Here is a 17,218-nt window from a genome sequence, read left to right as displayed (position 1 = left end):
AAGCGGGTGGGGCGGCGCCGTTCTGCCCTATTTTCGTCACACCAGTCGACCTCGGGGCACGGTCCTCGGGGATCGCCCGACGACGAGGAGCCCCGCCATGCCCCCTGAGAAGACGACTGAACCCGACCTGTTGACCCCTCCACCCGGCCCCGGGGTCGACTCACCCAGCGTGGACGAACCCACCGCCCCGGTGGGGCCGCCGCCGCCGAAGCCGTCCCAGCAGGGACCGGCCACGGTCACCCCCACCGGCGCCGAGACCGGCTTGCCACCCGAGGCCAAGGCCCAGCAGGGGGAGTTCCTGACCACCTCGACAGGTGCCAGGCTGCGGACCACCGACCGGGCGTTGAAGGCCGGGCCGCGGGGCCCCATCCTGCTGCAGGACCACCACCTGCGCGAGAAGATCACCCACTTCGACCACGAACGCATCCCCGAGCGGGTGGTGCATGCCCGCGGCACCGGCGCCCACGGCGTGTTCGTCGCCAACGGCAAGGCCTCGAAGATCTGCCAGGCGGCGTTCCTCAAGAAGGGCGTCGAGACCCCGGTCTTCGTCCGCTTCTCCACGGTGCAGGGCTTCCGCGGCTCCTCGGACACGGTGCGCGACACCCGCGGGTTCGCCACGAAGTTCTACACCTCCGAGGGCAACTACGACCTGGTCGCCAACAACATGCCCGTCTTCTTCATCCAGGAGGGCATCAAGTTCCCCGACATCGTGCACGCCGTCAAGCCCGAACCCGACCGGGAGATTCCGCAGGCGCAGAGCGCCCACGACACCTTCTGGGACTTCGTCTCGCTGCACACCGAGGCGCAGCACCACGTCGCCTGGGTGATGTCGGACCGCGGGGTGCCGCTGTCGTACCGGATGATGGAGGGCTTCGGGGTCCACACCTTCCGGATGATCAATGACGCCGGTGAGACCAGCCTGGTGAAGTTCCACTGGAAGCCGCACCAGGGCGTCCACTCCCAGGTGTGGGAGGAGACCCAGTTGAGTGCCGGCAACGACCCGGACTACCACCGCCGCGACCTGTACGACGCGATCGACGCCGGCGCCTACCCGATGTGGGACCTGGCGGTGCAGGTGATGCCCGACACCGAGGAGGAGACCTACCAGGGCATCGACCTGCTCGACCCCACCAAGATCGTGCCCGAGGAGTTGTGCCCGGTGCAGGTGGTCGGCACCATGACGCTGAACCGGCGGCCCATCAACTTCTTCGCCGAGACCGAGCAGGTGATGTTCAACCCGGCGCACCTGGTGCCCGGCATCGACGTCACCAACGACCCGCTGCTGCAGGCGCGGCTGTTCAGCTACATCGACACCCAGATCACCCGCCTGGGTGGCCCGAACTTCAGCCAGATCCCGATCAACCGGCCGCAGTGCCCGGTCAATGACATGTTCCGCGACGGTTTCCACCAGCATGCCGTCCATGGCGGGGTGGCGCCGTATCGGCCCAACTCGTTGGACGGCGGCAACCCGGCCGAGGCGGGCGAGGGGGATGCGGCCTTCATCGACGTGCCCCAGCCGCTGCCGGCCTCGACCAAGACCCGGGACCGGCCGGCCAGCTTCGAGGACCACTACAGCCAGGCGACGCTGTTCGTGACGTCACTGACCGAGGTGGAGCGCCAGCACCTGACCCGTGCCTACACCTTTGAGCTGGGCAAGTGCTACGAGGAATCGGTGAAGCTGCGCCAGCTGCAGTGCTTGGCCAACATCGACGCCCAGCTGTGCGCCGACGTCGCCCGCGGGCTGGGCCTGCCGGCGCCAGCGCCGACGACTCCGCCGGCCGGCGACCTCCAGCCCAGCCCGGCGCTCTCGCAACTGGGCCAGACGTGGCCGGTCACCGGGCGCAAGGTGGCGCTGGTGGTCGACGCCGACACCCCTGGTGCGCAGATCACCGCCGCCAGGGACGCCGTCATGGCTGCCGGGATGCTGCCGTTCGTGACGGCACCCGCGGGCGGCAAGGTCGACGGTGTCGTGGTCGACCGGACCTTCCTGACGGCCGCCTCGATCGAGTTCGATGCGGTGCTGGTGCTGGATGCCCCGGTGCCGGCCCCGGATGCGGTGCCCACCTTTGACGCGAAGGCCGGGCAGGCCACCGACGGGCAGCCGGTGGACCCGCGGGTGGCGAAGATGCTCGCCGAGATGTTCCGCCACTGCAAGGCGATCGCCGTCGTCGACGAGGCGGCTGCGGCGCTCAGCGCGGCTGTGGTGCCGGCCGACGCTGCCGGGGTGGTGGTCGCCGATGCGGCCACGGCGGTGGCGGAGCTGGCCACCCTGCTGGCCAGCCACCGGGTTTGGCAACGCTTCGACCTCGCTCCAAGCGCCGAGGCGGTGCCCACGCCGAAGAAGAAATGACCTCCTCCCCGGTGAGCCGGGGGGACGGACAGGACGTGCGTCGCGCCAGCCCGGATGGGGCAGCGGGGCGCACGTCCACGTGGCGAGGCGGGCAGAGTGGTTCGGCAGCCCGCCGCACAGGTCTACCGTGGGGACTATGGAACCTGGCCCGCGTGACTCTCGAACATTGCCTACTGCCGCCGAACTCGACGTTGAGACCCCGTACCCCTTCAGCCAGGTCAGCCGACATGCCATGCACTACTGCTCGCGGTGCGGCAAGAAGTCCGCGCTCGTTCCTGCCGAGGAACTGACGGCCATCTGGCACCAGAAGACCGGCCGTCGGCAGTGGATGAACTACTGCAATGCGCACCTGCCCAGCACGCAATGGACGGCCGCCGCCCCGGTCGCCGTGGTGCCAGAAATCGAGGAAGTGCGTCCCCCGGTGTGCCCCAACTGCTTCGTGCAGGTGCCGTACTCGACCCGGTGGTGCGACCACTGCGAACAATCGGTGGAGTGACCCCCCGCGGGTCACGCCCGCTGGCTGCGGGTGCGGCCCTCCATCACCTCCTGCAGCAGCGCCACCGTCTCTTCGTGCAGGTCTGAGCCGACCAGCCGGGCCTGCCGGGTCACCTGCAGCACCATCCGTTCGACCTCGCGGCGGTTGCCGGCCAGGTGCTCGCAGCGGATCTTGACCCCCATCAGCAGTTCGTCGTCGGGGGCGGCCTGCAGTCCCCGGTGCACCGCCCACCGGGCCGTGTCCAGGTCGCTGATCTGCAGGGCGCGGCGTCCCAGCACGACGGCCATGTCGCGGATCGTCGAGATCATGTCGCTGCGCAGTTCCTCGGCCCAGTGCCACTGCCCGGGTGCCGCATCGGCCAGGGGGGCGCCCCGGACCAGGGTCAACCCGTCGACCAGCGCCTGGCTCGGTGCCCGGTTCACCCCGCCGGCCAGCTTCAAGCGCAACATCTCCCAGTCGCTGCTGACCGCCGGGTGCAACGCAATGCGCCCCGTGTAGGCCTCCGGCAGGTAGGGCTCACCGTCGGGGGAGGTCCCCAGCCAGGCCCGGAGGCGGCTCATGTTTGAGCGGCGGGTGGACTCAGCGATCAGCAGCGAGGCGGTCATCTGGGGTGAGGAGCGGCCCGGGTTCTCGTGGATCCAGGCGCAGTACTCGATCAGCTGCTTGGCTGCCCGGGCGGGTGCCGGCCCCCGCGCACCGACCAGATGGATGGGGCCCAGCAGCAACAGGTGCGGCGCCTCGGTCACCCTCACTCCTTCGTTGTCGTGGTGCGGGGTCGATGGGGGCAGGACGGGTCTTTCGAGGCTGATCAGCGGGGTCGGCGGGTCCACCCGATCGGGTGGCTCGAACCACCACGGTGCCGGGGCTGTGGCCGAGGGGTCGGTGGTCTCGTGCAACTCGACCAGCGCCCGGCGGGCCGGCTCGCCCAACAGTTGGGGGACGAAGTGTTGACCGCTGGACCAGACGGTGCCGTCCTGCGCGGTGACGGTCAACGTCTCCGCGGCGGCCGCCGTCTGCTGGGCCACCACGGCGTGCATCTTGGGGTGACCGGTCGACGCCAACTGGCGCAGCTGGCTCGACGGCAATTCCTCGCAGAACAGGTAAACCTCGGACGGGCTGTCGTCGTCGGCGGAGCTGTGCTCGTGGCGTCGTCGGGCGGTGGCTGCCCAGCTGCTGATCGCCTCGTCCGCCGACGCCACCACCGTGAGTGCCGGATGGTCGAAGGCCGCCGCCCAGGCCAGCGGTTCACTCACCACGGTGACCAGCACGTCGGCCGACCAGTCAGCGCACACCAGTGAGGTGGTCATGCCGCCGATCAGGTCGACCGCCAGCCCGGGCTCGGCCACCACTGCGGTGAGCTGCTGGGCCCCCAGGTCGACCAGGACGCTGCGCCCCTCATGTTCACCGACCAGCACGCTGGTGGGCGTCGGGCACAGCGGTTGCGCCTGCGTCGACAGACGTCCCAGGGCCGTGGCAAAACGGGTCGCGTCGGGCCCGGGATGGGCGACTCGTCGGCCCAGTGCGCGGGATGCCAGCTGCTGACGGCGCCGCAGGGCCAGCCCGGCCCCGATGCCGGCGGCCAGCGCCGCGGTGATGCCACCGGCGACCAGCCGCACCGGGTCGGTGGTGGTGGCGCCGTCGGGCGTGTCCGGCTGGCTGACCGCAGGCGGTGTGGCGGGGGTCGAGGCGGGTTCCGAGCGCCGGGTGTCCGCGGCAGCGGGCTCGGGAAGTTCACCGACGGGCCGGCCGGGGGCTTGGTCAGCGGTCACCGTCCGGGTCGCCGGCGAGGGAATCTTCAGCACCCAGCCGATCTCGATCTGGTCGGGATCACCGATCAGCTCGGGGTTCGCCGCGGCGATCTCGGGCCAGCGGTGCCCGTCGCCGAGCCACCGCTGTGCCAGCGTCCACAGGGAGTCGCCGGCGACGACCGTGACGAGCCGGAACCCGGCGGTGCTCTCCCGAGCAGGCGTCGGGGGCGGTGCCTCGTGCGCCGCGGGTGCCGCGGGCACGAGCACGTCCATGCCAGGAGTCAGGATGTCGCCGGCCAGTCGGGGGTTCTGCTCGGCGATGGTGCGCCACTGGGCGCCGTCACCGAGTACCTGCGCCGCGATCGCCCACCAGTCCTCGCCGGGCTGGACGACGTGGACCCGGGTCGGTGGCGTGGCCGGCAGGGTGTCCGCTCGCGACGTCTGGGGGTTCATCACGGCGGCGGACGACACCGGCACCGTGGTGGCGTCCGGCTCGGGGGAGCCGGTCCTGGCCAAGGACGTCGCCAGGACGGCGGCGACCAGGGCCGAGGTGAGCGGACGAATCCAGGCGCCGGTGGTCGGTCGCCACCCGAACCGTCCCCGCGAGAGACCTGACGCCAGGTCGGTGGCCACCTCCACCACGATGGACAGCCAGGCGGCCCATCCGGCCGCGGTGACCATGCTCACCAGCAGCGAACCGTCGTCGGGGGACCCCGGGGTGGCCAGACCGGAGAAGTCGAGTGTGCCCAACGCCACCAGCAGCGCTGGTGCGCCCAGACACAGAGCCGCCAGGGCGAGCAGCGCGACCAGTCCCTTCAGCAGGCGACTCATGGGTTTCTCTTCCGGTAGGGGTCCAGTGGCGCACTGCCGCTGCCGCTGACCTGTCGCGAGCCGGGCAGACCGGGGACCAGCAGCTCGGCGAGACCGACGCGGCAGGTGATGGTGACGCTCACCTGGCCCGGGACGCCGACGGGGTTGGCGAAGTCGGCCAGGTTCGAGGTGGTGACCGGGTCCTCGCAGGGCAGCGGGTTCGACGTCACGACGGTGGTGATGCGGTGGCGCGCCTCAGCGGTGGATCGGGCTTGGCTGGCGGCGCGGGCGGCAGCGCCGGCGATGTGTGCCATGTCGGTGCGTCCCTGCCAGAGCCGGAAACCGGCCGTCATCACCCCCAGCAGCAACACGATGAGGGGGATGACCAGGACCGCCTCGAGGGCGGGGCTGAGGCCACGGACGACGCGCCGCCCGGCGGTCATGGCACCTCCAAGGGCATCACCGCGGTCCGGCTGACCCGTCCCTGACCGAAGTCGAGGAACAGGTCGGCTGACCCGGTGACGGTCACAGTGGCCACGCCCGACGAGCGAGTCACGCTGACCGTCACGTCACGAAGCCCCGAACCGACGGCCGCCCGCTGCGCCACGGCGCCCCCGGAGCCCGCCGGCGCCTGATACCAGGCCTCGGCCTCGGCACCGGCCATGGCCGCCGACCTCGCCACCTGCTGCGCCTGGAGGATGGCCGCCGCCTGCACGATGCCGCTGATCATCAGCACGATCAGCGGCGCCAGCAGGGCCCACTGCACCGACTGGCTCAGCCCGCGCTCGGACCGGGCTGAGGGGGGCAGTGGCAGGCGTCCGACCAGCATGGTCAGCGTGGCAGCTTGGACTGGACGTAGGCGGTGACGACGGCGATGACGATGCCGGCCACGGCGACAGCTCCGGCCAGCAGGATCGCGTTCTCGGTCGACTGGGACAGACCCCGTTCACGGCGGGGCGCCGGGGCCAGCACGGCGCTGGCTAGCAGGCCGTAGATGATGTTCAACACGTGCATCGTTGTCTCCCTTGGTTGCGGTGGGTGGGTCTCAGCCGGACAGCATCCGGAGCAGGGGCGGTGTGAGCAGGATCAACCCGAAGACCAGCGCTGGGATCACCATCCAGATCGTCAGCGACTCGCTGACCTGCTGCGCCTCGATCTTCTGGCTCATCAGGTGGCTGTCCCGCAGTTCACGGACACGGGCTCGCAGCGCCCCACCGAGGGCGGCGCCCTGTTCGTCCAGCCTCATCACGTCGGCCACGTCACGCAGTGGCTGCAGGTCCAACCGGTCGGCGACCTCCTCAAGACCCTGCCAGGCAGGGCGCTGCTCGAGACGCGCCCGCTCGAGTGCCTGACGCAGCTCCCGGAACAGGATGTTGTCCGACAGGGATGCGGCGCGGGTGAGGGCCACGGTTGAGGACTGGTTCGCGAGACGTTCCAAGGTCACCAGGTCGATGTAGGTGAACACCGCCTCACCGGCGGCAGCGTGCAGTCGTCCGCTGGCGCGCCACAACAGCAGGTCAGGCAGGAACCACCCGGCGACGGTGCCGACCGCCACCCAGGCCGCCGACCCCGGCCCGATCGGCAGGTCCAGCAACCAGGCCAGCAGGGATACCAGCCCGGGTGCGAGGGCACCGATCAGCGCCATCACCAGCTTCTCGGCCATGAAGTCGGCGCCGGTGCGTCGCTGCATCTGCAGGGTCGCTGCCGTCCGTTCGGCCACCGGAATTGCCGACCACAGCCGCAACCCCACCCGGTCGAGCAGACCGTCGTCGGCGCTGCCGGACTCCACCAGCAGGCGGGGATTCGTGGGGGTGACGCTGCCAAGGACGTCGGCCAACCGGACGGGGCGGCGGGAGGCCCCGATGGCGACGGTCCACAGACCGGCGGCGAGCAGGGCACCACCGAGCAAGGGCAGCAGCGACCACCAGCGCAGCGTGCCGAGCAGGCCCACCACCAGGTCGTTCATGACCAGCCACCGGTGAGGATGCGGTCCCGCCGTTTGGGCAGGGTCCGGTGTCGCAGCACCACCAGCGCTCCCACATAGGTGGCCAGCAGCAGCGCCAGGATGAGCTGCCCGGTGGCGGTGCCGTACGGGTCGAAGTACTGCCCTCCCAATACCAAGGCCGCGCCCATCACCGCCAGGGTGATCAGGGTGATCTGCCGCACCACGATGCGCGGCTTGGCCCGTTCGGACTCGATCTCCCGCAGGGCACGCAGACGTTCCTGGGTCGCCTCGGCGATGCCCATCAGGGTGTCGCTGGTGCCGGTGCCGCCGCGTTGGGAGGCCAGCATCAACGCCGCCACCACTGCGTCCACCTCGGGGGCATCATGCTCGTCGGCCAGCGCCCGCAGCGCGTCCGCGGTCGTCCAGCGGCCGTCCATGCGGCTGACGGCCAACTGGATCGACGGGTGCAGCACCTCGGGACTCTGCCGCCGGGTGGCCCGAATCGCGTCGGCCACGGACTTGCCGGTGAGAATTGAGGAGTTGAGCAGCCGCACCCACTGGTCGAGTGCCTGCAGCAGCACCAGTTCGCGGTTCTTCGGCGCCGCCAACAGCCAAGGCAGACCGAGCACCGCCGCCGGGACCGCCACCAGCATCACCACCCACCCGGTGAGCGCGAAGGTGAGCAGACCGGCTGCGGCAGCACCGACGACCAGCAGCCGCCAGCGTCGGGACAGCAGACGCCAACGCCGCCGTATCAGGCTGCTCGCCAGCGGACGGGAACCCTGCGTGGGCTGGACGCGCCCCGGGTCGGGAACCACCCCCCTGACCAGCAGGAACAGTCCCAGGACGGTGAGGAAGCTCCCGGCGAGCACCACCACGGGGCTGCTCATCGCTGCTCCTGCAGGAAGGGTGCGAGTTCGTCCAACAGGGCGGGTTCGGGATGCAGCACTTCTGGCTGGCCTGCCGAGCCCGCCCGATACAGCAGGTGCGTGGTGGGTCGTCCGTTCTCGAGGCCACCGGTGAGCGTGCGTACCTCGCTGATGAACCGGCTGCGGGTGCCGCCGCGCCACGTGTCGTCGACCAGCTTCACGTGAACCAGGAAGTGCAGGTTGTGGGCAATCTGCCGGTAGGCCTCGTCGACGCTGATCACCCCGCCCTGGGCCACCCGCGACGCCAACCGGTCGATGGTGGAGACCGCCGAGTGCGAGTGCGTCGTCGACAAGGACCCGGCGCCCGACTGCATCGCCTGGAACAGGGCACCGGCCTCTTCGCCGCGCACCTCACCCACCACCAGACGGGTCAGGTTCTGGCGCAGCGCCTCGGGAATCAGGTCGGCCACCGACCAGGCCCCGAGCGAATGACCGGCCGCCTGCTCACCCAGACCAACCCGCGCCTGGAGCGCCAACATGTTGCGCCGGTGCGGCTGCAGATGGGTCAACAATTCGTAGTCGGTCTCCAGGGTGCCGAAGCGTTCGGTCCTGGGAATGGCGTCGATCAGCGCCCTGAGCAAGGTCGTCTTGCCGGCACCCTGGTCGCCGCTGACGACGGTGGACTTCTGTGCCAGCACTCCCGCCCGAAGAATCCGGGCCAACTCCAGCGGCATCAGTCCACCGGCCGCCAGCGACGCCAGGGTGACGTCGGTGTGCAGGTGTTGGCGGATGATCACCGAGGGGCGGAAGCTGAGCCCGAACCCGATGGCGTGCAGGCGGAAACGGGTGCCCAGCGCAATGGTCATCATCGGGTGGGCGTCGTCGAAGGGACGCGCCGGCTGGGCGGTCTCACCCAGGAAGCGGACGGCCTCGACGAGCTCCTCGTCGCTGTCGGCCACCGGGGGGTGTTCGGAGCGGCGACCATCGGTGTGCTGGACCACCACCGAGTCCCAGCCGTGGATCTCGATGTTCTCGGCGTCGGCGATCTCGAAGACGGGCTGCATGCGTCCGTAGCCGAAGATGGCCGAGTCGACGGCCACCCGGTAGTCGGCCTCGTCGTCGGGACTCCACAGCGCCGCTGCGCTGGCGGCGAGTTCCTCACCCCGGGCGCGGACGACCTGACTGATCACACTGCGCCCCAGCATGCGCCGGTCCTCGGGGCCGAGGGTGCGCTTGTGCTCGGCCTCCCACGCCGTGAACGCCTCCGTCATCTGCTCGGCGGCCCGGCGGCGCAGGACGACCACCTCCGCCCAGTCCACGCCCGGCCCCACCATCCGCGCCGGGCGGGCGTCGGCGATCGTGGCACCCCGACGCGACGGGGGAGTGACGGGCGATGACGGCAGCGGCTGGCTCGCGTTGAGTCGCTGCAGCACCCGGTCCAGCGCCTCGTGGGTGCTGGGCCGGCCACCTGCGACCTGCTCGGCTCGCTTCATGGGACATTCCTCGTCAGGACCGACGCGTCGCGCTGGGCCAGCCGTGCGGCCAGTCGCCCCTGCAGGCCGTGGGCACCTTTGACCAGGGAGGCGACGTAGGCGCCGCCCACGAACCGCCGAGGTGGGTCGGCAGCGTCGCTGAGGACCTCGGCGTGCTCGGGCGACCATTCGATGGCCAGCGCCACCGGAACACCGAACTGGGCGCTGATCTCGGCGGGCGAGTACGGCCGACCCGGACCGATCACCGCCAGGGCGACCTCGCAGGCCGCACTGGCAGTTTCGACCTGGTCGAGCACAGCCGGCAGGTGCGCCGACAGGCCCACCAGCGACCGCAGCGAGGAGCGAGTCGCCACCAGCACCTGGTCAGCGCGGCGCAACAACTCCTGCTCAATCCCGGCCGGTCCAACCCGGCCAGCGTCGACCAGGACGTCCATGCCCCGGTGGTGCGCCTCGCGAAAGTCCTCGGCCAACTGGCCCCATCCCGAGAACAGACTGGACGCCGAGGGCTGCCGGAAACCGGGCAGCAGCAGTCGTCGTCCCTCCACGTCCAACCGTTGGGTGTGCTCGAGCAACACACCCCTGCTGCTCAAGGGGTGGCGCGAGGCCTGCATCAGGCTGGTCAGGCCGCGACCGTCGGCCTGGCCGCCGAGGTAGCCCCCGGTGATCGCCTGCGGAGCGTCGCGGTCGCAGTCGGCCAGCAGCACCGGGCGCGGCCACTGCAGCGCCAGGCCCAGTGCCGTGGTCGTCGTGCCCGGAGCGCCACTGACCGCGCACATCACCACGACGGCCATCACGACGTCCTCGTCAGCACGAGACGTCCCGAAGCCGCCAGTTCGGCGATGGCGGCCGACTCCGCGGTGGCCACGCTGACGTCGAGCACCCAGCTGGCCCCGTCGGGCAGTTCTCGCGGCACGCTGATCACGGTGGCCTCAAACGTCTGACCGGTGGTGGCGCCCGTCGTCCCGGCTGCCCCCTCGGCCGCACTGCTCACCGCCACCAGCCTCACCTTCGTGCCCGGTGGCATCGCCGTCGAGGGCAGCCGTCCGGAGGCCAACTTGAGGCCCAGGTGGGAGGTCCCCGGCTGCATCACCGGCGCGCCGATCCAGCCCGCGCCGACCAGAGAGCCCTGCGGCAGGTCGACCAGTGCGGTCTGGCCGACCAGCGCCTGGAGTTGGTCGGCAGGAATGGTGCTGACCCCCGGCACCGCTCCGATCGTGACGGTGGTCAGGTCGTCGGGTCCCACCACCACCCCGCGGGGGACCGACCGCGCGACGGCGACGACGGCGTGGGTGTCATTGGCCTGGTCGAAGGCGGCGGTCACGGCCAGCGCGCCCAGCACGGCACACAGCACCCCGACGATCATCAGCCGCGGGCTGCGTCGTCCGCGCATCGTTGCGCCGGGGACCCGAATGGGATGAGGTGCGCCGTCATGGTTTTCGGTCACCTCCCGAAGGCTATGGACTCAGAGGGCCAATCGAAACACCGTTTGGGAAATCTGTGGATAACTTCGTGTTTTCGGTGGTGGCGGCGTCGCCCCGTGGGGTCGGGCCTAGCATGGCCGCATGGTGAGCCTGCCGCCTGCTGTAGCGGCGCCGGACGCTGCGCGCTGGCACCGTCTGCTGCCGGGGGTCCAGGTGCTGCGTCACTACGACCGCGCCTGGCTGCGCGGTGACGTGATCGGTGGCGCCACGGTCGCGGCCTACCTCGTCCCACAGGTGATGGCCTACGCCACCCTGGCCGGGCTCGACCCGGTCGTGGGGCTGTGGGCCACGCTGGCGCCGCTGCTGGTCTACACGGTGCTGGGTTCCTCGCGGCAACTCTCGGTCGGGCCCGAGTCGACCACCGCCCTGATGACCGGGGCAGCCATCGCCGCCCTGGCCGGCGGGCTCGGCGCCGACCGGGTCGCCGACGTCGCCGCGGCCTTGGCGATCACTGTCGGGCTGGTTGCCGTCCTGGGCTGGCTGGCCCGGCTCGGATTCCTGGCCGACCTGTTGTCCAAGCCGGTGCTGGTCGGCTTCATGACCGGCATCGCGGTGGTGATGGTCACCAGCCAACTGGATTCAGTCAGCGGCATCAGCATCAATGCCGCCACCCCCTTCGGCGAAACGGCCCAGTTCCTCACCGGTCTGAACACGGCGCACCCGCCGACGCTGATCGTCGGGGGCGCCGGACTGGTGTTGCTGCTCGTGCTGAGGCGGGTAGCCCCGCGATGGCCCGGTCCGCTCGTCTTCGTGGGGCTCGCCGCGCTCGCGTCCTGGCTGTTCGACCTGGGGGGTCGGGGTGTCGCCCTGGTCGGTCAGGTGCCCCGCGGGCTGCCGACGCCGGGCCTGCCCAACATGGCAGGGCTCGACCTGGGGGAGTTGGCGATCGCGGCGGTCGGCATCACCCTGGTCGGCTACTCCGACATGGTGCTGGTCGGACGATCCTTTGCCGCCAGACGCAGACAGCGCACCGATCCCCAGCAGGAGTTCCTGGCCCTGGGCGCCATCAACCTGGCCTCGGGGCTGAGCGCGGGGATGCCGGTCAGCTGCAGCGGTTCCAGGGTGGCGGTCGCCGACGCTGCCGGCGCCAGGACCCAGCTGCACTCTCTGGTAGCGGCCGCACTCATCGTGGTCGTGATGTTCCTTGGCGGCCCGGTGCTGGCCACGTTCCCCGACGCCGCGCTGGGGGCCGTGGTGATCTACGCCGCCATCCGGCTGGTCGACCTGGCCGACTGGCGCCGCATTGCCGGATTCCGGCGCAGCGAACTGGCGCTCGCCGTGCTGACCGCGTTGGCGGTGATGGGCCTGGGCGTGCTGCAGGGCATTGCCGTCGCCGTCGGACTGTCCATCCTCGACCTGCTGCGGCGACTGGCCCGGCCCCACGACGGCATCCTGGGGCGCGCCCCGGGGGTGCCCGGCATGCACGACATCGATGACTACCCCGGGGCGGTGCAGGTGCCGGGGCTGGTCGTCTACCGCTACGACGCCCCGCTGTTCTTCGCCAATGCCGACAACTTCGTCGCCGGCGCCCTGGACGCCGTCGACACCGCGCCCACCCCGGCCCGGTGGCTGTTGATCAACGCTGAGGCCAACATTGACGTCGACCTCACCGCCGTCGAGGCGTTGGAGCGGCTGCACCGGGACCTGGCCGGACGCGGGGTGGTGCTGGCCCTGGCCCGGGTCAAGCAGGACCTGCGCGACCAGTTGCAGGCCGCCGGCATCATCGACCTGGTCGGCGACGGCTTCATCTTCGAGACGCTGCCGACCGCCGAGCAGGCCTACGACCGCTGGTCGCGGCGGCAGAGAGACGCCGAATCCGGGTAATCTCGGTGCCATGCGACTTATCGGAGCCACCTGGCAGCGCTGGCTCAACCTGGCGCTGGTCGTGCTCGGTGTGCTGGTGGTGCTCTACGGGGCATTCGTCCAGGGCCGGGGTGCCGAGACCTGCCGCGGGGTCGAGATGCGCCCCGGTGACGTCTGCCACAAGTCCACCTACACCCAGCTGCACACCGCCGAGACCCAGACCTACGAGCAGCGCAAGCAGGCGGCGCTGGCGCAGCGTCCGGTCGTGGTGGTCAGCGGGCTCGTGATCGCCGGGTTCGGTGGGTTCCTCTACCGCCGCAGCGGTACCCCCCGCGGCCAGGCGTCGGTCGACGAGGAGCGCCTGCTCAACACCCACTGACGGGTCCTGCGGCTAGCAGGTGTGACCGTGGTCTGTCCAATCCCTGTCCACAGCCCATTGGCGGGCCCGGGGGAGTGCGACACGCGGGAATGACAGCGAATGTCGCCGGTTGTCCACAGCTGTCCACAGGCGTTCTCAGGGAAAAGGTGTCGGAAGAATCACTCCGGCTGCAGCGACATCGGCCCGTAGACGAGCCGATCCTCCTCATACAGGCTGACCTGGTCGATCCCGAGGTCAGTCAGTTCCAGGTAGCTCTCGGTCAGCCAGGCCTCGGCCGAGCCCTGGTCGTCGAAGCGGCGGCCCATACCGGCACCGGTCAGGTCGTCGGCGCGCAGTTCGGCACCGGCGACCAACTCGGCGTCCCAGTACCAGGACATCAGTAGGACTCGCCGCGCTTGATCCGCGGGCCGGGGTTGCGGAAGCGACGAATGGACATCATCCGGGAGTTCATCTCCATCAGCACCCCACGGAAGAAGGGGTTCTTGATGCGTCGGGCGGCCTCGGCCTTGTAGCCGCGCCACGCCCACCACACGTTGCCGACCCAGCTGATCAGCAGGAAGAGCATCACGCCCATGATGACGGTCTGCACCGTCGCGCTGCGGGCAAAGGCGAAGCTCACCGCGACCAGCACCAGCATGGTCGGCAGCAGGAACTCGGTGACCGTCCAGCGGGCGTCGACGTAGTCGCGCATCAGCACCTTCTCGGGGGTGTTCTGCTGCGCGGTCCAGCTGTCCTGGCGGGCGGTCTGCCGGGCTCGACGCTCGGCGGCCTTGAGTTCCTTCTTGGTGAGGTTCGGATGCAGCCGCTCCATTCGCGCCTTCTCGGCCTCCGCGCGGGTGGGGGTGGGCCGGTCCTTGCGACGCGGGCCCCTCGGGCCGGCCCCGTCGGTGGGGTCGGTCTCGACCACGACGGGCTCGGTCTCGCCTGCCTGGCCGGTCTTCGCGTTGCGCTGTTCGTACGGGCGCAGGAGTCCCACGGTGGTGTCCTCTGTGTCAGGTGCTGGAAACGATGCTGGAGTTGCTCACCGCGGTGGCCGACGGTGCCCAGGGTAGGCCCCCAGTCTAGGTGATCTCCCCCCGGGGACTGAACGCCGCCACCCCCGGACGAGGGCAGCACCCGATTCGTCCCTGACTTCCCTTACACAAGCACCCTCGTGCGCATAGGGTGGTGCAGTACAGCCGCCGTGCCAACACGTTCGGCAACCACTGGAAGGACACGCAGACTCTCATGGCCGGAATATTTTCCCGCATCTCGACTGTCTTCCGTGCCAAGGCCGACAAGGCCCTGGACAAGATGGAAGACCCTCGCGAGACCCTTGACTACTCCTACCAGCGCCAGCTCGAGCTGCTGCAGAAGGTGCGTCGTGGAGTGGCCGACGTGGCCACCAGCCGCAAGCGCGTCGAATTGCAGGCCAACCAGCTCAACGGCGAGGTCGAGAAGCTCAACACGTCTGCCCAGCGCGCCCTGCAGCAGGGCCGCGAGGATCTCGCCCGCGAGGCGCTGACCCGCAAGTCCGGTCTGCAGCAGCAGCTGTCCGACCTGCAGGCCCAGCATGCCCAGTTGCAGGGCGAGGAGGAGAAGCTGGTCCGCGCCAGCACCCGCCTGCAGGCCAAGGTCGACGCCTTCCGCACCCGCAAGGAGACGATCAAGGCGACCTACTCGGCAGCAGAGGCCCAGACGCGCATCAACGAGGCGTTCTCGGGCATGAGCGAAGAGATGGGCGACGTCGGCATGGCCATCCAGCGCGCCGAGGACAAGACCATGCAGTTGCAGGCCCGGGCATCAGCGGTTGACGAACTGCTCGCCTCCGGTGCCCTGGAGGATCCCACCGGCCTCTACAAGGACGACATCACCCGGGAGCTCGACGCGCTGGCGTCCACCTCGCAGGTGGAGGACGAACTGAGCGCGTTGAAGAACCAGATGGCGCTCGGCTCGGGTGCGGCCCCCACGCAGGGGGCACTGCCCGCCGGCAACGGTCAGCAGCAGTACCAGGCGCCCCAGCAGTACCAGGCGCCAGAGCAGTCCCAGACGCCTCAGCAGTCCCAGGCACCCGATATGCAGGCGCCGCAGGCACCTCCTGCCGCACCCACCGATTTCCAGCCGCAGAGCGAGGGCGCGAGCCCTCAGAACAACTAAGGGAGCATCATCATGAGCCAGCACGACCAGACCCCCGGAATCAGCCCCAACGACGCACCCCAGGAATTCGGCACGGGCGAGGATCACGCCAACCCGGGCTACCAGCCTCGTGAGGGCCAGCATGCCAACCCGAACTACCAGCCCGACGAGCAGGGTGACGCCCCGCAGTACCAGCCCCACGCAGTGCAGGACCGTGGCGCCGCCCCCACCCCGTCCCACGGCCACGGCCACGACCACGTCGAGGGTGGCGACCCAGAGGAGCGGGCATGATCATTCGCATCCTGGGGGAGGGCCAGTGGACCGTCGAGCCCGAACAGCTCGACGACCTGCAGAGCTCCGATGCGAAGGTGGAACAGGCGCTCCGGGACAATGACCAGGACGCCCTCACCGAAGCCCTCGAAGGTCTGGTGGCGCACATCAAGGAACTCGGTTCGGCCGTGCCCGACGACGTGCTGACCGACTCCGACCTGATCATCCCCGACACCACGGCCACCCTGGAAGATGTCGCCAAGTTCCTCGACGACCTCGGTTCGGATGAAGGATTGATCCCGGTCTGATGAGAGTCGTGGTCGCCACCGACCGCTTCCCCGCACTCAGCTCCGCCCAGGCAGGCGCCGCAATGGCCACTGCCTGGGCGGAACACCGTGCGCAGGTCGCCGTCGTACCGCTGGGCAATGCCCTGGCGGGATTCCAACAAGCCCTGGCCGATCTGTTGGCCGCCCCTGACGACCTGATCGCCACCGAGCACGGCATCGCCAGCGTCGTCGAGGCCGACACCGAGGACGGCACGCTGCTCGCCATCCGTCCCGAGCACGTCCCCGCCGGCGACGGCATTGATCCGGTGGCCAGTTCGGTCGAGGTGGGACACCTCGTCCGCGAGGTGGTCACCGCCGCCCGCCGCCGTGGACCGGTCAGCCGGATCGTCCTCGAACTCGGCGACCGGCCCTGCCACGACGGGGGAGCGGGTTTCCTGTCGGCCCTGGGCGCACGCGCCGACCGTGACCTCACCTGCGGCGTCGCCGCCCTGGCCGGCATCACCAGCGCCGACCTGGCACCGGTCGTCGACTGGCTGGACGGCGTCGCCCTTGACCTGGTCGTGCCTGCCGGCGAGGAGGGCAGGCACCTGGTCGGGCTGCGCGGACTGACCTCGGTGCGCGGACACGCCATCGGACTGGACCCGACGACCCTGCTGTCGACCGACCAGGCGCTGGTCGACCTGGCCGCGGCCCTCGACCAGAAGCGGACCTCGATCAGCGCCGGGGCCGGCGCGGCCGGCGGCATCGGTTTCGCGGTCCGGGCGTTGGGCGGGGTGGTCACCACCGGCGCTGCCTACGGCCGCGACCTGGCGAAGCTGACCGACACCATCAACCAGGCCGACCTGGTCGTCACCGGCGGCGCTCAGTTGGACTTCGGCACCATGGGCGGTGACGTGCTGTTCACCGTGCTGGCCGCGGCGAGCGCCGCCCTGCGGCCGGTGGTGGTGGTCGCTGAACACAACTTCATCTCGGCGCGGGAACTGCGGTCGATCGGCATCGAGGCTGCCTACTCGGTGCGCAGCGACGTCACCGACCCGACCCCGGTGGGGGCTGAGGAACTGCTGGCGGCGGTGCGTCCGGTCGCAAACTCGTGGACCTGGTGAGCCTGCGCACCGGTCTGCCCTCGGCGAACAGGGGCCCCGACCCGACACGATTCTCGGCACGGACTTCGT

19 protein-coding genes are annotated in these 17,218 nt (G+C 70.4%); 8 read left to right on the top strand and 11 right to left on the bottom strand.

What is annotated here, in order from left to right; all coding sequences use genetic code 11:
* Positions 1 to 97: 97 nt before the first annotated feature.
* Positions 98 to 2,350, top strand: a complete 2,253-nt coding sequence (locus IPV09_RS07640) for a catalase (protein ID WP_207474650.1) — start codon at positions 98 to 100, stop codon at positions 2,348 to 2,350.
* 166 nt (positions 2,351 to 2,516) lie between these two features.
* Positions 2,517 to 2,846, top strand: a complete 330-nt coding sequence (locus IPV09_RS07635; RefSeq protein ID WP_207474649.1) for a hypothetical protein — start codon at positions 2,517 to 2,519, stop codon at positions 2,844 to 2,846.
* A gap of 11 nt (positions 2,847 to 2,857) precedes the next feature.
* Here IPV09_RS07635 and IPV09_RS07630 read toward each other — a convergent pair whose 3' ends face one another.
* The 9 genes from IPV09_RS07630 to IPV09_RS07590 are packed head-to-tail and all read right to left on the bottom strand — an operon-like array spanning position 2,858 to position 11,155.
* Positions 2,858 to 5,425: a LysM peptidoglycan-binding domain-containing protein gene (locus tag IPV09_RS07630; protein ID WP_207474648.1), complete on the bottom strand. Its 2,568-nt coding sequence runs from the start codon at positions 5,423 to 5,425 to the stop codon at positions 2,858 to 2,860.
* Entirely contained in the window at positions 5,422 to 5,847 is a 426-nt protein-coding gene (locus IPV09_RS07625; protein ID WP_207474647.1) for a hypothetical protein, read from the bottom strand. The genes IPV09_RS07630 and IPV09_RS07625 overlap by 4 nt, the downstream gene beginning before the upstream one ends.
* A complete protein-coding gene (locus IPV09_RS07620) occupies positions 5,844 to 6,233 on the bottom strand; it encodes a TadE/TadG family type IV pilus assembly protein (RefSeq protein ID WP_207474646.1) in 390 nt (129 codons plus the stop codon). Before IPV09_RS07620 ends, IPV09_RS07625 begins: the two co-directional genes overlap by 4 nt.
* Before the next feature lie 2 nt (positions 6,234 to 6,235).
* Positions 6,236 to 6,418 carry a hypothetical protein gene (locus tag IPV09_RS07615; RefSeq protein ID WP_207474645.1) on the bottom strand — a complete coding sequence of 61 codons (183 nt, stop codon included), beginning with the start codon at positions 6,416 to 6,418 and terminating at the stop codon, positions 6,236 to 6,238.
* A gap of 31 nt (positions 6,419 to 6,449) precedes the next feature.
* Positions 6,450 to 7,370, bottom strand: a complete 921-nt coding sequence (locus IPV09_RS07610; RefSeq protein WP_207474644.1) for a hypothetical protein — start codon at positions 7,368 to 7,370, stop codon at positions 6,450 to 6,452.
* Positions 7,367 to 8,239: a type II secretion system F family protein gene (locus IPV09_RS07605; RefSeq protein ID WP_207474643.1), complete on the bottom strand. Its 873-nt coding sequence runs from the start codon at positions 8,237 to 8,239 to the stop codon at positions 7,367 to 7,369. Before IPV09_RS07605 ends, IPV09_RS07610 begins: the two co-directional genes overlap by 4 nt.
* Entirely contained in the window at positions 8,236 to 9,711 is a 1,476-nt protein-coding gene (locus tag IPV09_RS07600) for a CpaF family protein (protein ID WP_207474642.1), read from the bottom strand. Before IPV09_RS07600 ends, IPV09_RS07605 begins: the two co-directional genes overlap by 4 nt.
* Positions 9,708 to 10,502, bottom strand: a complete 795-nt coding sequence (locus IPV09_RS07595) for a hypothetical protein (protein ID WP_207474641.1) — start codon at positions 10,500 to 10,502, stop codon at positions 9,708 to 9,710. The genes IPV09_RS07600 and IPV09_RS07595 overlap by 4 nt, the downstream gene beginning before the upstream one ends.
* Positions 10,502 to 11,155 (bottom strand): SAF domain-containing protein, encoded by a 654-nt coding sequence (locus tag IPV09_RS07590; protein WP_207474640.1) that lies wholly within the window; start codon positions 11,153 to 11,155, stop codon positions 10,502 to 10,504. Before IPV09_RS07590 ends, IPV09_RS07595 begins: the two co-directional genes overlap by 1 nt.
* 118 nt (positions 11,156 to 11,273) lie before the next feature.
* Here IPV09_RS07590 and IPV09_RS07585 point away from each other — a divergent pair, with 118 nt between their 5' ends.
* Together IPV09_RS07585 and IPV09_RS07580 are read left to right on the top strand one after the other, a co-directional pair.
* Entirely contained in the window at positions 11,274 to 13,016 is a 1,743-nt protein-coding gene (locus IPV09_RS07585) for a SulP family inorganic anion transporter (RefSeq protein WP_207474639.1), read from the top strand.
* Between the two features lie 10 nt (positions 13,017 to 13,026).
* Positions 13,027 to 13,374, top strand: a complete 348-nt coding sequence (locus IPV09_RS07580) for a hypothetical protein (RefSeq protein ID WP_207474638.1) — start codon at positions 13,027 to 13,029, stop codon at positions 13,372 to 13,374.
* Positions 13,375 to 13,532: 158 nt separating this feature from the next.
* On the opposite strand, the gene IPV09_RS07575 is transcribed toward IPV09_RS07580, so the two are convergent.
* Complete coding sequence (locus IPV09_RS07575; protein WP_207474637.1) at positions 13,533 to 13,751, bottom strand: hypothetical protein; 219 nt, start codon at positions 13,749 to 13,751, stop codon at positions 13,533 to 13,535.
* Positions 13,751 to 14,350 carry a DUF3043 domain-containing protein gene (locus tag IPV09_RS07570; RefSeq protein ID WP_207474636.1) on the bottom strand — a complete coding sequence of 200 codons (600 nt, stop codon included), beginning with the start codon at positions 14,348 to 14,350 and terminating at the stop codon, positions 13,751 to 13,753. Before IPV09_RS07570 ends, IPV09_RS07575 begins: the two co-directional genes overlap by 1 nt.
* Positions 14,351 to 14,601: 251 nt before the next feature.
* On the opposite strand from IPV09_RS07570, the gene IPV09_RS07565 reads away from it, so the two are divergent.
* The 4 genes from IPV09_RS07565 to IPV09_RS07550 are packed head-to-tail and all read left to right on the top strand — an operon-like array spanning position 14,602 to position 17,149.
* Positions 14,602 to 15,510: a PspA/IM30 family protein gene (locus IPV09_RS07565; protein WP_207474689.1), complete on the top strand. Its 909-nt coding sequence runs from the start codon at positions 14,602 to 14,604 to the stop codon at positions 15,508 to 15,510.
* Positions 15,511 to 15,522: 12 nt separating this feature from the next.
* Positions 15,523 to 15,780 (top strand): hypothetical protein, encoded by a 258-nt coding sequence (locus tag IPV09_RS07560; RefSeq protein WP_207474635.1) that lies wholly within the window; start codon positions 15,523 to 15,525, stop codon positions 15,778 to 15,780.
* Positions 15,777 to 16,067, top strand: a complete 291-nt coding sequence (locus IPV09_RS07555; protein ID WP_207474634.1) for a hypothetical protein — start codon at positions 15,777 to 15,779, stop codon at positions 16,065 to 16,067. The genes IPV09_RS07560 and IPV09_RS07555 overlap by 4 nt, the downstream gene beginning before the upstream one ends.
* A complete protein-coding gene (locus IPV09_RS07550; RefSeq protein WP_207474633.1) occupies positions 16,067 to 17,149 on the top strand; it encodes a glycerate kinase in 1,083 nt (360 codons plus the stop codon). The genes IPV09_RS07555 and IPV09_RS07550 overlap by 1 nt, the downstream gene beginning before the upstream one ends.
* The last annotated feature ends 69 nt before the right edge of the window (positions 17,150 to 17,218 follow it).

This window comes from Tessaracoccus sp. SD287 (assembly GCF_017355265.1).
Taxonomy (GTDB): domain Bacteria; phylum Actinomycetota; class Actinomycetes; order Propionibacteriales; family Propionibacteriaceae; genus Aestuariimicrobium.
The sequence above is the reverse complement of the archived record's forward strand: the minus strand, read 5'-3'. Positions and strand labels throughout refer to the sequence as shown.